Annotated in this window: 13 protein-coding genes; 4 read left to right on the top strand and 9 right to left on the bottom strand. The window is 71.8% G+C overall.

The annotated features are described in order from the left end of the window. Positions 1 to 6: 6 nt before the first annotated feature. Together Vgi01_RS16990 and Vgi01_RS16995 are read right to left on the bottom strand one after the other, a co-directional pair. A complete protein-coding gene (locus Vgi01_RS16990; protein ID WP_204291678.1) occupies positions 7 to 597 on the bottom strand; it encodes a sulfite oxidase-like oxidoreductase in 591 nt (196 codons plus the stop codon). A 74-nt stretch (positions 598 to 671) separates the two neighbouring features. Next, positions 672 to 1,688 (bottom strand): TerC/Alx family metal homeostasis membrane protein, encoded by a 1,017-nt coding sequence (locus Vgi01_RS16995; RefSeq protein WP_204291652.1) that lies wholly within the window; start codon positions 1,686 to 1,688, stop codon positions 672 to 674. Positions 1,689 to 1,909: 221 nt separating this feature from the next. Between Vgi01_RS16995 and Vgi01_RS17000 the strand changes: the two genes are divergently transcribed. Further along, positions 1,910 to 3,076: a CaiB/BaiF CoA transferase family protein gene (locus tag Vgi01_RS17000; RefSeq protein ID WP_204291653.1), complete on the top strand. Its 1,167-nt coding sequence runs from the start codon at positions 1,910 to 1,912 to the stop codon at positions 3,074 to 3,076. A 118-nt stretch (positions 3,077 to 3,194) separates the two neighbouring features. Here the strand turns inward: Vgi01_RS17000 and Vgi01_RS17005 are convergent, their stop codons facing one another. Beyond that, on the bottom strand, positions 3,195 to 3,605 hold the full coding sequence (locus Vgi01_RS17005; RefSeq protein ID WP_102656349.1) for a DUF2267 domain-containing protein: 411 nt from the start codon (positions 3,603 to 3,605) through the stop codon (positions 3,195 to 3,197). Between the two features lie 142 nt (positions 3,606 to 3,747). On the opposite strand from Vgi01_RS17005, the gene Vgi01_RS17010 reads away from it, so the two are divergent. Next, positions 3,748 to 4,020: a DUF2795 domain-containing protein gene (locus Vgi01_RS17010; RefSeq protein ID WP_204291654.1), complete on the top strand. Its 273-nt coding sequence runs from the start codon at positions 3,748 to 3,750 to the stop codon at positions 4,018 to 4,020. A 222-nt stretch (positions 4,021 to 4,242) separates the two neighbouring features. Here the strand turns inward: Vgi01_RS17010 and Vgi01_RS17015 are convergent, their stop codons facing one another. From Vgi01_RS17015 to Vgi01_RS17035, 5 genes are all read right to left on the bottom strand, one after another. Then, positions 4,243 to 4,905, bottom strand: a complete 663-nt coding sequence (locus Vgi01_RS17015) for a hypothetical protein (protein ID WP_204291655.1) — start codon at positions 4,903 to 4,905, stop codon at positions 4,243 to 4,245. Between the two features lie 49 nt (positions 4,906 to 4,954). Next, the gene (locus tag Vgi01_RS17020; protein WP_204291656.1) at positions 4,955 to 5,926 is read right to left on the bottom strand and encodes a pirin family protein; all 972 of its coding nucleotides are present in this window, start codon (positions 5,924 to 5,926) and stop codon (positions 4,955 to 4,957) included. A gap of 195 nt (positions 5,927 to 6,121) precedes the next feature. Beyond that, positions 6,122 to 6,760, bottom strand: coding sequence for a hypothetical protein (locus Vgi01_RS17025; protein WP_102656346.1), 639 nt, complete (start codon positions 6,758 to 6,760; stop codon positions 6,122 to 6,124). A 13-nt stretch (positions 6,761 to 6,773) separates the two neighbouring features. Then, a complete protein-coding gene (locus Vgi01_RS17030; RefSeq protein ID WP_204291657.1) occupies positions 6,774 to 8,558 on the bottom strand; it encodes a DUF4012 domain-containing protein in 1,785 nt (594 codons plus the stop codon). 79 nt (positions 8,559 to 8,637) lie between these two features. Continuing rightward, positions 8,638 to 9,897 carry a glycosyltransferase family 4 protein gene (locus Vgi01_RS17035; RefSeq protein ID WP_102656344.1) on the bottom strand — a complete coding sequence of 420 codons (1,260 nt, stop codon included), beginning with the start codon at positions 9,895 to 9,897 and terminating at the stop codon, positions 8,638 to 8,640. A gap of 159 nt (positions 9,898 to 10,056) precedes the next feature. On the opposite strand from Vgi01_RS17035, the gene Vgi01_RS17040 reads away from it, so the two are divergent. Further along, entirely contained in the window at positions 10,057 to 10,611 is a 555-nt protein-coding gene (locus Vgi01_RS17040; protein ID WP_204291658.1) for an arsenate reductase/protein-tyrosine-phosphatase family protein, read from the top strand. Here Vgi01_RS17040 and Vgi01_RS17045 read toward each other — a convergent pair. Further along, on the bottom strand, positions 10,592 to 12,049 hold the full coding sequence (locus Vgi01_RS17045) for a tyrosine-protein kinase domain-containing protein (protein WP_102656342.1): 1,458 nt from the start codon (positions 12,047 to 12,049) through the stop codon (positions 10,592 to 10,594). The two genes, Vgi01_RS17040 and Vgi01_RS17045, sit on opposite strands and share 20 nt — an antisense overlap. A 362-nt stretch (positions 12,050 to 12,411) precedes the next feature. Here Vgi01_RS17045 and nhaA point away from each other — a divergent pair, with 362 nt between their 5' ends. Beyond that, positions 12,412 to 13,740, top strand: a complete 1,329-nt coding sequence (nhaA, locus tag Vgi01_RS17050; RefSeq protein ID WP_204291659.1) for a Na+/H+ antiporter NhaA — start codon at positions 12,412 to 12,414, stop codon at positions 13,738 to 13,740. The last annotated feature ends 1 nt before the right edge of the window (position 13,741 follow it).

Below are 13,741 nucleotides of genomic sequence, written 5' to 3' on the forward strand. Positions count from 1 at the left end.
GCCCGCTCAATCGCCCTGGTACCGCTGCTCACGCCACGGGTCACCGTAGTCGTGATAGCCGGCGGTCTCCCAGAAACCGGGGGTGTCCTCGTGGCCCAGGTGGATGCCGCGCACCCACTTGGCGGACTTCCAGAAGTAGAGGTGCGGCACCAGCAGTCGGGCCGGACCGCCGTGTTCGGCGGGGAGTTCCTCCCCGTCGAAGGTGTGCACCAGCCAGGCCTGCCCGTCGAGCAGGTCGTCAAGCGGCAGGTTCGTGGTGTAGCCGCCGTAGCAGTGCGCCAGGGCGTAGTCGGCGGCGGTGTCCACGTCCTCGAAGAGGGTGTCCAGGGAGACCCCCTGCCAACTGGTGCCGAGTTTCGACCAGCGGGTGACGCAGTGGATGTCGACGGTCGGCGTCTGTTGGGGCAGCGCCATCATCTCGTCCCAGCTCCACCGGTGCTCGGCGCCGGTCTCGGTGGTGATGACGAACTCCCAGGTGTCACGCGGCACCTTCGGCGTGGGGCCGGCGGAGAGCACGGGAAAGTCAGGTGTCAGGTACTGCCCGGGCGGCAGCTCCGGCGCAGCGGAGCGCGGCCGACCCGAGAAGCCCGGCGTGATGATTCCCACCGCTCAGTCCTACCACGTCCGACAGGACGCCGGGCCGGCTTCGCGGGCCGGTCCGGCGTGTCTGGTCACCGTCGTTCGGTGACGACCTCCTTCGATCCGGGTACGACGTTGCGGGTGGCCCGCAGGCTGGTGATGGTGACGACGATCAGCACGGCGACGATGACCATCAGAGAGATCTCGGTCGGGATGATCGGGACGTTCTCCCAGATGCCGTGCGCCCAGTGCAGGCCGAGCTTGACCCCGATGAAGGCCAGGATGATCGCCAGACCGTAGCTGAGGTGCACCAGCCGGCTCAGCGCCGCGTGCAGCACGAAGTACAGCGCCCGCAGGCCGAGCAGGGCGAAGGCGTTGGTGGCGAAGACCAGGTACGGGTCCTCGGTGATGCCGTAGACGGCGGGCACCGAGTCGACGGCGAAGACCACGTCGGTGGCGAGGACCGCCACCACCACCAACGCCAGCGGCGTCAACGCCCGGCGACCGTCGACGCGGACTGTCATCTTGGTGCCGTGGTACTCGTTGACCACCGGCATGAACCGGCGCAGCAGGCGCACCGAGCGCATGCTGGCGATGTCGACGCTCTGCTCATGGCCGGTGAAGGCGTCCCGGAGCAGTTTGGCCGCGGTGAACAGCAGGATCAGCGCGAAGATCAGGAAGGCGAAGTCGAGTGTCTGGAGCGCCGCCGCGCCGAGGGCGATGAAGATGCCGCGCAGCACCAGCGCACCGGCGATGCCGAACAGCAGCACCCGCTGGGCGAGCACGCTCGGCACCGCGAAGGCGGCCAGCAGCAGCATGAAGACGAAGAGGTTGTCGACCGACAGCGACTTCTCGACCAGGTAGCCGGCGAGGTAGTCGATGCCCTCCTGTCTGCCGTACTGCGACCAGACCCAGGCACCGAAAGCCAGCGGCAGGGCTATGTAGAAGGCGGACCAGCCGAGTGCTTCCTTCAGCGACACCTCGTGCGGGCGTCGGGTCACCACGAAGTCGAGCACCAGCAGCGCGATGACTCCGGCAATGGTGATCGCCCAGAGCGAGGGCGTGCCAATGGACTGCAAACCCGCAGCTACGTACGACATTTCGGACATGGGGCCTCCTCGAACACCGTGTCATGTTCGAGGTCTCCTTCACCCACGGAATCGTGGGCAACCACCCGAGGCGCACCCTGGGTACGCCGTACTGACCGGTATGGTTCGTGGGAAGTACTCCCCTCGTCCCGACAAGGTTAGGACAGCCCGAACCGGCTCGCCAGGCGGGGCAGCCGGGTCGTGTTCCACAGGCGTGGATGCGAGCCCTTATCGTGACCGAGATGACCGCTGAGCTGCCGAGCGGCCCGTTGACCGGCGTACGCGTGATCGAGCTGGCCGGCATCGGGCCCGGCCCCTTCGCCGCGATGATGCTCGCCGACCTCGGCGCCGACGTGATCCGGGTGGACCGGGTCGGCGACGTGGATCCGAGCAGCTTCGGCACCCCGCACCCGGACCTGCTCAACCGGGGGCGTCGCTCGATCGCCGTGGACCTCCGGTCCACCGACGGCCGCGAGGTGGCGCTGGCCCTGATCACCGACGCCGACGCCCTGATCGAAGGCTTCCGCCCGGGCGTGACCGAGCGGCTCGGCCTCGGCCCCGCCGACTGCCACGCGATCAACCCACGACTGGTGTACGGCCGGATGACCGGCTGGGGGCAGGACGGCCCGTACGCGCCGTACGCCGGACACGACATCACCTACCTGGCCCTGACCGGCGCCCTGCACGGCGTCGGCCGGGCCGGAGAGCCGCCGGTGCCCCCGCTCAACCTGCTCGGCGACTTCGGCGGCGGCGGCATGATGCTGGCCCTGGGCGTCGTCGCCGCGCTGTACGCGGTACGCGGCGGGGCGGCCGGCCAGGTGGTCGACGCGGCGATCGTGGACGGCGTCGCGGTGCTCAGCACCCAGATCCATGCGCTGCGCCGACTGGGCATGTGGCAGGACCCTCGGGGGGTGAACCTGCTCGACGGCGGCGCCCCGTTCTACGACAGCTACGAGTGCGCCGACGGCCGGTACATCGCCGTCGGCGCGTTGGAGCCGAAGTTCTACGACGAACTGGTCCGCCGCACCGGCTTCCCGCTGCCGCCGGACGAGGCGCTCGACCGCACCGACCCGGCGAACTGGCCGGCCCTGCGGGCGGCCTGGGCGCGGTTGTTCCGCACCCGACCCCGCGACGAGTGGGCGGCCCTGCTCGCCACCTCCGACTCCTGCCTGGCGCCGGTGCTCGACTGGCAGGAGGCGCCGGAGCACCCGCAGCTGGCCGCCCGGCGGACCTTCGTCGTCCACGACGGGGTACGCCAGCCGGCACCGGCCCCCCGGTTCTCCGGCAGCCCCACCGCACTACGCCGACCACCACCGTGGCCCGGTGAACACACCGACGAGGTGCTCGACGAGATCGGCTACCCGGCGGACCGGGTGGCGCAGCTGCGGACCGCAGGCGCGATCGGCTGAGCCCGCCCTGCCCGGCATCGCGCCGCCCCGCCGCCGGGTCGTCCTGCCGCCGGGTCGTCGTGCCGCCGGGTCGTCGTGCCCCCGGGTCGTCGTGCCCCCGGGTCGGCCCGTGGGCCGGTCAGCGGCGGCGCAGGGTGGCGCCGGGGGCCATCGCGGGCTCGACGATGTCGCGGTAGTCGCGGGGCAGTTGCACGACCAGCTCGTCGAACTCGCCGCCGGTCACCGCCTCACGGATGGTGGTGAACACCGCGCTGATCACGCCGCGGGCCGCCGACTCGTCGATCCGGGCGCGCAGCGCCACCCGGGCGACGAACTCACCGGCACCGAAGCGCTCCGCCGCCTCGGTGGCGGGTGTCGGTCGCAGCGGCAGCCGCAGCGGCTCGGGCAGTTGAACGGCCAGATCCAGCACCTCGCCACCGGTCAACCGGTCGGCGAGCGTCGCCAGAGTGGCCTGGATCAGCTCCACCGCCCGTTGCGAGGACGTGCCGGTGCGCTGGGCGACCTGATCGACGAACGTGTCGTAGTTCATCGCGTACCCCCCTCGTCGCGCGGTTACCCGCCGCGACGCGCCGGAAACGGCTGCCGGTTTTCCCGCTCGCGGCGCGTGACACCGGCTCGGCCGGGTAACCGCGCCCGGTCGTGGCGGATCGAAGCCGGGAGGAGCCGACACCATGGCGAGTTACGCCGACGTACTGCACTACCTGTCCAGTTTGGACTTTCCCGCCGGCAAGGACGACGTGCTACGCGAGGCCGAGCGGGAGGGAGCGCCGCCGGATGTGCTGCGTGCCCTGCGCGCGTTGCCACCGGTGGACTATGCCAACGGCCCGGAGGTGGCCCGCTCCGCGGGCATCGAGGCAGCTCCCGAGGTGGACGACGCACAGCGCGCCGCCGCCGGCCGGGACAAGCGTCATCAGCGGGTCTCGCAACACCTGCGCAGCATCTGAGAACCGGCGGCGCGGCGGCCGGAGCGTCAGGAGGGCGCCCCGGCCACGAACCGCGACCGGCGGCGCCCCTGAGTAGCCACCTGCCCTGGTGGCGTCCCGTCCGAACCGGTCGGGACCACCAGGCGGCCCACAGCTCACCCGAACCGGGTGACTGCTGCTACCGCGAGAATCATACGACACGCATCAGCCGAACGGTCAACAGGGGGTCGCCGAACGAATATCTCACGCAGGCAGCTCCGCGTACCGGCGCTCCAGGTCGATCCGGGCCAACGCCCCGACCAGCCAGGCCAGCCGTTCCGACTCACCACCGCCGGCCAGCACGGCGAGGTCCTCGGCGGAGCGGCCCAGCTTGAGCCGGCGGGCCGCGGCCAACGCCCGCCGGTCGGCCACCGGCGCCACCTCGCCCCACAGCGCCTGTACCTCGCGCAGGAAGAGCTCGACGACCGCGGCGTCCACTCCGGGGAGCGCGGTGAGCAACTCCCGTTCGCGGTCCGGGTCGTACCCGGCGGCGGAGCGCAGCCGCCGCAGGTCGCCCCGGTACCGCTGCACCACGGTACGGGCCAGGTCACCCAACAGGTCCGCCAGCGCTTCGACGTCACCGCGTTGACCGCGCTCGCGCAGCACCCGGACCAGGTCTTCGTGCAGTGCGCGGGCCAACCGGGCGGCGCTGTCCCACCCGGCGTCCGGCAGCGCGTGCGCGCTGTCCAGGGCCCGCCGGTAGTCGCCCCGGCGAGCCAGCAGGATCGCGAGGCAGAGCAGTTGGAACAGGCTGGCCGGATTGTTCGTCACCCGGAAGCCGTACTGCTCGGCGAAGCCTCGACCGCTGCCGGCCAGCCGGCGTACCAGACGCTTCTTGTCCTCGATGGTGGATGTCGCCGTTGCCATGCCGGCTACTACCCGCGCCCGGGCCGCTCACGCCTGCGGTGGTGGCCGGTCAGTCCCGCCAGCCGCCGGCCCGGTCGCGGGCCTTGAGACGGACGGTCGGCAGGGCGGGCGCGGGCAACGGGGGATCCGGGTCCTCGGCGACGGTGCCGAACCGGCGGCCGGCCATCCAGTCCTCGCGGGCGGCGTGGATCTCCTCGTGGCTACGACCGACGAAGTTCCACCACATCACCAGCGGCTCCTCGAAGGGTGCGCCGCCGAGCAGCATCAGCCGGGTGCCCGCCGCGCCGCGCAGGGTGAACTCGGCGCGTCCTGTGCCCAGCCAGAGCAGGGCCCCGGGTGCGACAGGTACGCCGTCGACCTCCGCCGCGCCGTCGACGGCCAGCAGGGCGTACTCGAAGTCGGGCCGCAACGGCAGGCCGACCGGCCCGGTGCCGGTCAGTTCCAGCTGTGCGCCGACCAGCGGGGTGTGCACCCGGGCGGGTGACCGCTCACCCTCCAGCTCGCCGACCAGCAGCGTGACGTCCAACGCCCCGTCGCGCCAGCGGGGCAGCTGCGCGTGGTGGGCGAAGTCGGCCGGGCCGGACCGGACCGGGTCCGGCAGCGCCACCCACAGCTGCACGCCGTGCATCAGCGGCGGGTGGTCGACCGGCGACCGCTCGGAGTGGGCGATGCCGTGGCCGGAGGTCATCACGTTGAGCTGCCCCGGACGGATCGACTGGACGCTGCCGAGGCTGTCCCGGTGCAGGATCTCACCGTCGAGCAGCCAGCTCACGGTCTGCAGGCCGGTGTGCGGGTGGGGCGGCACCTCCATGCCGGGACGTTCTGCCACGTCGTCGGGGCCGAAATGGTCGACGAAGCACCAGGCGCCGACCATCCGCCGGGTGCGTTGGGGCAGCAACCGCCGGACCGTGGTGTAGCGGCCCAGCGGCACGTCGTGGCCGGGCAGCAGGACGCTGCCGGGATCGACGGTCGCCACCCCGGGCGGTCGGGTCTGCGCCGGCATCGACTCGGTAGGCTCCACGAGCCGACTCTACGCCGACCCGCCTCGTCCTCGGCGTGGCCGGACCGGCGTCACCCCCAGCGCTCACCGCCGGATCGGTCGGTGATCCGGCCGGCGAGCGAGGTCGAATGGCGAACCGCCACACGGCCGGTGCCCGCCGGAGGTGTCCGACGGGCACCGGCTACGGTGCTTCCGGGCACTGCCCGGAGTACGGGATCAGCGTGCGCCACCGGTCCCGAAGCGGTTACGCCGCCGCCAGAGCATCGTGCCGAGCAGCATCACACCGCCCACCGCGACCAGGCCACCACCGACCTTCATCGGGGTGCCCAGGCTGCTGCCGGTGACCGGCAGGTGCGGCTTCTTCTTGTGCAGCACCCGCAGCTCGGTCGAGGCGGTACGGTCCGACTCGCGCCCAGTGGCGGTGATGGTGAGCAGGCCGGTCACCCGCGGCGTGTACCGCCGGGTGAAGACGCCGGCGGCGTTCGTCCGGGCGGTGAAACGGTCGACCGCGGCGGCCGCCTGGAAGGCCACCGGTGCCATGGCGACGGTGCTGCCGTCGCTGCGGCGGGCGGTGCCGGCCGCGGGCGCGGCGAGCGGCTGGGCCGTGACCACGATGTCGACTGTCTCGTTCGGCCCGAAGTTGCGGCCGGTGATGACCACCGTCTCGCCGAGGAAGATGGTGGGCCGGTTCACCGTAAGCGTCGTCACCAGGTTCGGCGGGTACGGCGGTGGTTGAGGCGGATCGGTGACGGTGGGCGATGGCGACGGCTGCGGCTGCGCCGCCCCCGCCACGGCCGGCACGGCCACTACGGCCAGACCGACCGTGAGCGCCATGATGATGCGGGATAGCCGCATTTCTCGTTCCCTCCTACTGTGAACAGCTAGGTGCGGTAACAACTTGGGTGGTCCATGGGGCGGTGGTCGGGGTCAGCCACAGCTCGGCATCTCCCGTGTCCGTCTTGCCGGTGAGCAGGGAGACCTCCAGGGTCTTGCTCCCGCCCGGGCCGATCTCGACGTTCACGGTGGCCACCTGCCGGCGCCGTTCGGTGCCGGTGGCCGTCACGGTCTCGTCCCCGTCGAGGCGGATGTCGAGCACCGCCCCGCCGGCCGGCGCGTACACCGAGACCAGGGTGCGGACGGTGTACGGGTCGCCCGACCTGGCCAGACCGAGGACCGATTCGCTGAGCCCGGAGGACGGTGCGGTGGAGCGCATCGTCACCCGCAGGCGCAGTTCGCGGCGTCCGTCCCCCTGACATTCACCGACCGCCAGGTCGGCGCTCTGCCGGAGGTAGTAGCCGAGCTTGGCGCCGCTGCCGTCGTTGAGGAAGACGCCGACTGTCGGCACCGCGTCCTGTTCCGGAAGCGTCCCGGCCATCCGGCTGTCACCGAACGTCCGCTGTTCCTCCGGACGGGCACTCCAGAACAATATCCGGCGTTCAGTGACAGAACGGTCAAACGCGGATAGCAACCCACTTGGGGGAATCTTCCGCTCGAAGAGGGCGTCGAACACCGAGCCGGCGGCGGCGGCGAAGAAGGCGTCCTGCTCGGCCGGCTCCATCCGCTGGTAGGTATCGCTGAGCAGCGTCTTCACCACGTTGTCGGCGGTCAACTCGACCCCGGACGGCACCCGGACCGGACCGGTCACCCGTAACAGGTACGACAGCGCCACCGGATCCACGGCGAGCACCCCGTCGACCGTGTCCTGCGCGCTCCGCCGGTACATGTCGCGGTAGAGCGCGGCGGCGGTCGGGAAATGCGGGGTCAGGTTGACGTCGGCGGGATAGATGCCGGGCAGGTCGCCCCAGAGGGCCTTCACCTCGGCCGGCACCTTCAGCGGCTTGGTGAACGCCCCGAAGCCCGCCGAACTGCCCTGAGAGCCCATCCTGAGCCGGCCCTTGTTCGCCTCGATCAGGGCGTACGCGCCGAACATGCCCCCGGTCGCGCGCAACTCGGCGAGGTTCTGCGACACCAGCAGATAGCGGCGCGGGCCGTCGGCGCCGAGCAACGGTGGCAGCAGCCGGCCGGCCCGGTCCGCGGCGGAGGTCAGGTCGGCGAGCCGGTCGATCTCGCCCCGCAACCGGACCACCGCCTCGCGGACCTGGTCGATCAGCCGATCGTCGTCGATGGCGAGCAGGTCCGACCGGGTGCGCCGCACCGTGGCGTCGACCTCGGTCAACCGGGTGGCGACGGCCTGCAGGTCGGAGACGTCCAATCGGCCCTCGCGGGGCACCAGGCCACTGAGGTCGACCTCCAGCAGCGCCGGAAATGCCTGCCGGGCCAGGTCGTCGATGGCGATGGAGATCTGCCGTACGGCCGTGAGGTTGCCGCCGGCGTACGGCACCTGCCGGCCCAGCCACCAGCCGGGGTCGCCGGTCGCCCGGCGGGCCGCACCCGACTGCTCCTGAAGTGCGGCGAGTGTGCGCTGCGCCCGGGCGGTGTCCCCGCCGACCAGATGGCCACTGAGCTCGCTGGCCAGACCGGCGGCGTTGACCAGGTGGGCCCGGGCCTGCCAGCCCCGGAATCCCACCCAACCGCCGATCGTGAGCACCAACGAGGTGACCACCAGCGAGGTGAGCAGGACGCGACGCAGTCGGGCACGCCGCCGTCGGCGGGATCGACTCCGCCGCCGACGCGGACTTTCACTGTCCGTCACACTTACCTCACTTCTGGCGATATGGACAGAAGGCACCATAGTTCTAACAGTTGGTGACCGTTTTATGGCTGTTATCGCCTCATTCGGCCGGAATGAGGGTGGCCTTCGACGTATCCGCTCCACCCCTCGAATCGCCCACCGCGGCCTCCCGCAGGAGTCGTTCGATCCGATCCACGCCCCCCGGCAGCGACATGTCCCGCAGGTACGCCTCCCGGCCGCGACGGCCCATCTCGGCTCGTGCGGGCGGGGGTATCTGCGCGGCGAGCCAGAACCGGTCCGCCAGGCTGGCCCAGTCCTCCGGCGGGCAGGACAGTCCCGCCCGGGCCCGTTCCACGAGCGCGGCGGTGTCGCCGCCGGCCGAGGCCACCACGGGTGCCGCGCAGGACAGGGCCGCCGGGAGCTTGTCCGGTACGGTGCTGCGCAGCGCCGGCAGATCCCGCAGCATGACCAGCTGGTAGTCGGCGGCCGCGTACAACTCCGGCATGTCCAGCGGCGAACGCCGGTCGACGAAGCGGATGTTGTCGGCCCGCAGCTCGGCGGCGAGCCCCCGCACCCGCCGCTCGTGCGCACCCGAGCCCACCAGGACCAGATCGATGGTGTTCTCCAGCGCTGCCGCCGCCCGTACCGCCGTCTCCAGCCCCTGCCGCGCGCCGATGGTGCCGGCGTGCATCACCACGCACCGCTCGTCGCGGCGGACCAGTCCCCGGGCGGCCGAGCCGGCCGGCGCGGGCCGGAAGATCCGCTCGTCGGTCCAGTTGAGCACCACCTGGACCCGGTCCGCATCGGCGCCGACCGCGACCACCGCGTCACGCAACGACGGCGTGCTCACCGCGATCGCGCTGGCGGCCCGGTAGGTCCGGGTCATGGCGGCGCGTACCCGTGCCGCCCAGCGGCCGTCGTCGGTGTCGTCCGGCGCCTGCTCCGCCCACACGTCCGGCACGTGCAGCACGACCGGTTTGCGGCCGAGCAGCCGCAGCAGCGTCGCCGAGGCGAACGCCGTCGCCGGCGGCTGATGGACGTAGAGGACGTCGACGTCGGCGAGGTAGCGTCGACCGACCAACCCGGCACTGGCGGCGAAGGAGAGCCAGGACGCCATCCGGGGCCGGACACCCCCGTCACCCGTGCTGTAGCGGGGCACCCGGCGCACGGTCAGTCCGCGGCTGCGGGTCTCGTGCCGCCAGCGCTGCCGCCAGCCCGGGTAGACGTGACCGCCGGGATAGTCGGGAAACCCGGTCAGCACCCGCACCTCGTGGCCGCGCGCGGCCAGTTCCTCGGCCAGGCTGCCCGGGATGAACGCGGGCTCGGGCGGAAAGTGGTAGGTCAGGATGCCGATGCGCACCGGGACACCCCCGCTCCCGCCCGACCCGGCGCGGCGTCCGCGACGAGGGGCTGTCCCGCTGCGTACGATGCCGGCAACCCCTCCCGGGACGGGTGCCGGTGGCGGCCGTCCTTCGTTGCGGCGCCAGCGTGTGCGGCCGCCTCGTCGAGAGGGTTCCCGATGGTCAACGCAGTTCTGTTCGTCTGCCACGCCAACCTGTGCCGGTCACCGATGGCCGAGTACACCGCGCGCCGCATGCTCGCCGGGCTGCCGGTGACCGTGGCCAGCGCCGGCACGGACGCGGTGACAGGACGCGCCATGCACCCGTACGCGGCGGCCGTCGTCGCCGAGGCCGGTGCGGATCCGGAGACCTTTCGCACCCGACGGCTGGCAGCGGAGCACCTCACCGACGCGGTACTGGTGCTCACGGCGACCCGCCGCCAGCGTTCGGTCTGTACCGCGATGGCGCCGGCCGCGCTGCATCGGACGTTCACCCTGCGCCAGTTCGGCCGCCTGGCCGCGGCCGTCGAGCCGCCGCTGACCGAGCAGGATGGTCCGCTGGCCGCCGCGGTCACCGCCGCCACGCTGGCTCGGGCGCGGCTGCAACCCGCTCCCGGCGACGCCGACGACCTGCCCGACCCTGTCGCCGGTACGCCTGAGCAGTTCCGGCGCTGCGCGGAGGAGATCGAACGGTCGCTGCGACCACTGGCGGTGCTCATCGGGACAGCCGGGTGAGTTCCTGGGTGTGGTCGACCGGCTCGGCAGCGCCTCGACGCTCGGCGTGCCGGCCGGCCGAGGACCGCGCTGCCGACGTCGACGCGGCGTCCGTCACCACTCGGTAGGCCTCGTACTGGTAGGCGTCGGTCTTGGGCACCCGCGCCATGTTGAGCACGCAGCCGAGCAGCCGTACGGAGACCGAGTGCAGGGCCCGGGCGGCGGCGGCCACCTGTGCCCGCGAGGTGCGTCCCTGCTGGCTGACCAGCAGCGCGCCGTCGGCCTGCACGGCCACCACCACGCCGTCGGTGACGGCGAGCAGCGGGGCGGTGTCGATGATCACGATGTCGGCCGACTCGCGCAGTGCCAGCAGCAGATCCGACATGGCCTTGGAGCCGAGCAGTTCGCTCGGGTTGGGCGGTGCCGAGCCGCTGGGCAGTACGAGCAGGGACTTGTCGCCCCACCGCTGCACCACGTCGCCGACGTGCACGTCGCCGACCAGCACGTCGGTCAGTCCGACCCCGGAGTCGACGCCCAGATAGTGGCCGACCTTGGGCCGACGCAGGTCGGCGTCGACAAGCAGCACCCGCCAGCCCGCCTCGGCCAGGGCGATCGCCAGGTTGCACGACAGGGTGGTCTTGCCCTCGCCCTGCAGCGCGCTGGTGACGGCGATGACCCGGGCCGGTTCGTGCACGTCGACGAAGCGCAGGTTGGTCCGCAGCTTGCGGATCGCCTCGGCCCGGGCCGAGGTCGCGGCGTCCCCGACGATCAGCGGGGCCACCCGGGCGCTGCCGTCCAGCGGGATCTCACCGAGCAACGGGCTGCCGGTGACCCGCCGCAACGCGGCGGCGTCACGCAACCGGACGTCGGCCATCCCGCGCAGCACCGCCAGGCCGACACCGGCCAGCAGGCCGAGCAGGGCGCCGATGACGGTGTTGCGGACCGGCTGCGGGGAGACCGGGCTGGGCGTGACGCGCGGGCCGCTCACCACCTCGATCTTGATCGGGCCGGCAGAGCCGTCCGGCTTGGTCTCGACCTTCTGGACGAGTTCCACGAAGTTCGCCGACAGCGCCTCGGTGACTCGCAGCGCCCGCGCCTGGTCGGTGTCGGTCACCGAGGCCCGCAGCAGGACTGTGCCGTTCTCGGTGGAGGTGCTCACCCTGCGCTGGATCTCCTCGGCGGTCAGCCCGACCTGCCGATCGGCGGCGGCACTCTGCGCCAGGCGGTCACTTGTCAGCAGTTCGGCGTACGACTTGACCCGCTGCTGGAGAAACAGGCCGCCCTGGTAGGCGTCGGTGACGCCCTGGCTCGGGGTGGTGACGAAGAAGGTGACCGAGGCGACGTAGCGGGGCTGCGCCCGGACCGTGATCAAGGCGGTCACGCCGAGCGCCACCATGACGGTGACCAGGACGATCCACCAGTGCTGCCGCACGAGGCGCAGCTGGCGCAACAGGTCCATCAGGCACGCCTCCGGATCGGCCCGGTAACGCCAAAGAACTTCACGAAAACCCCCAAGGTCGACTGAATCTCGTGAAACCATTAAAGCGGCTTATGTGGCCTGTGTCCGGAGTTAGGCGTTTTCCTGGCGGCGACTCCGCTCCCCCATGCCCAACCGGACCGAGCGTCCGTCGGAATCGCCCTCGCCGCGGAAAAGATGCGGTTTGACGCAGGGAGACATCGACGAGCCGGTGGCCGGATGGGGGTCGCCCGATCGCCGCTCTCGCGCCCGCCTCCGCCAGGGGATAAGGTCGTGGCCGGTGTGCCGGGAAGTCTGGTCGGCGACGAGATCCGTACTCCCCGATCGACAGGTGGAATCTGCGCATGACCGACCACGACCCACGCCCGCAACACCGCGGCGTGCGCCGCCTCTTCTCCCGTACCTCCTGGCCGGAGGCCCGCTTCCTGGCCGACGTGCTGCGCACGGAGACCGTCGGTGGCGCCCTCCTGCTGGTCGGTGCGGTGATCGCGCTGATCTGGGCCAACTCCCCGTGGGGGGACTCCTACAGCGAGCTGGGGCGATGGGTGCCGTGGCCCGGCGGCTCGGCGCTGCACCTGGACCTCGACCTCGCCGCCTGGGCCGCCGACGGGCTGCTGGCGATCTTCTTCTTCGTGGTCGGCCTCGAACTCAAACGCGAGTTCGTCGCCGGCGAGCTACGCGACCCACGCCGGGCCGCGCTGCCGGTCGTGGCGGCGGTCGGCGGCATGGCGCTGCCCGCACTCATCTACGTCGCCGTCAACATCACCGCCGGCGGCGAGGGGCTACGCGGCTGGGCGATCCCCACCGCGACGGACATCGCCTTCGCGCTGGCCGTGCTGGCGGTGATCGGGGCGTACCTGCCGCAGGGGCTGCGTGCCTTCCTGCTCACCCTGGCAGTGGTCGACGACCTGCTCGCGATCACCATCATCGCGATCTTCTACACCGACGACTTCAACCTGCTCCCGCTGCTCGGCGCCATCGCGCCCATCGCTTTGTTCGCGCTGCTCGTGCAGCGGCGGCGCACCTGGTGGTGGGCACTCATCCCGTTGGCGGTGATCGCCTGGACCCTGGTGCACTCCTCCGGGGTGCACGCCACGGTGGCCGGCGTGCTGCTCGGTTTCACCGTGCCGGTGCTCGCCGGCAAGGGCCGCGACGGACGCCCCGCGCCGGGTCTGGCCGAACACCTGGAGCACAAGTGGCGGCCGATCTCGGCCGGCTTCGCCGTACCGGTGTTCGCGTTCTTCGCCGCCGGGGTCTCGCTGCGCGGCGCCGACCTGGGTGCGGTGGCAAGCGATCCGATCGTGATCGGCATCGTGCTCGGTCTCGTGGTCGGTAAGACCGTCGGCATCCTCGGCTCCACGTTCCTGCTGGCCCGGTTCACCCGGGCCCGACTCGACGAGGACATCACCTGGTCGGACCTGCTCGGTGTGTCGCTGCTGGCGGGCATCGGGTTCACCGTCTCGCTGCTCATCGGCGAACTGGCGTTCGGTGCCGAGAGCATGGCGGGCGCCAACGTCAAGGCCGCGGTGCTGGCCGGATCGCTGATCTCGGCGCTGCTGGCCACCGTGGTCCTGGTCCGCCGCAACCGGGCCTACCGGTTGATCGCCATGAAGGAGCAGGTCGACCTCGACCAGGACGGCGTGCCGGACGTCTACCAACGACCCGACGCCTGAC

It is taken from the genome of Micromonospora gifhornensis, from assembly GCF_016863515.1.
Taxonomy (GTDB): Bacteria; Actinomycetota; Actinomycetes; order Mycobacteriales; family Micromonosporaceae; genus Micromonospora; species Micromonospora gifhornensis.

Bases quoted from the DNA above. Each gene is read 5' to 3' on its own strand.
- Vgi01_RS16995 (WP_204291652.1), bottom strand. From the start codon at position 1,688: ATGTCCGAAATGTCGTACGTAGCTGCGGGTTTGCAGTCCATTGGCACG.
- Vgi01_RS17000 (WP_204291653.1), top strand. From the start codon at position 1,910: ATGACCGCTGAGCTGCCGAGCGGCCCGTTGACCGGCGTACGCGTGATC.
- Vgi01_RS17015 (WP_204291655.1), bottom strand. From the start codon at position 4,905: ATGGCAACGGCGACATCCACCATCGAGGACAAGAAGCGTCTGGTACGC.
- Vgi01_RS17010 (WP_204291654.1), top strand. From the start codon at position 3,748: ATGGCGAGTTACGCCGACGTACTGCACTACCTGTCCAGTTTGGACTTT.
- Vgi01_RS17040 (WP_204291658.1), top strand. From the start codon at position 10,057: ATGGTCAACGCAGTTCTGTTCGTCTGCCACGCCAACCTGTGCCGGTCA.
- nhaA (WP_204291659.1), top strand. From the start codon at position 12,412: ATGACCGACCACGACCCACGCCCGCAACACCGCGGCGTGCGCCGCCTC.
- Vgi01_RS17005 (WP_102656349.1), bottom strand. From the start codon at position 3,605: ATGAACTACGACACGTTCGTCGATCAGGTCGCCCAGCGCACCGGCACG.
- Vgi01_RS17025 (WP_102656346.1), bottom strand. From the start codon at position 6,760: ATGCGGCTATCCCGCATCATCATGGCGCTCACGGTCGGTCTGGCCGTA.
- Vgi01_RS17045 (WP_102656342.1), bottom strand. From the start codon at position 12,049: ATGGACCTGTTGCGCCAGCTGCGCCTCGTGCGGCAGCACTGGTGGATC.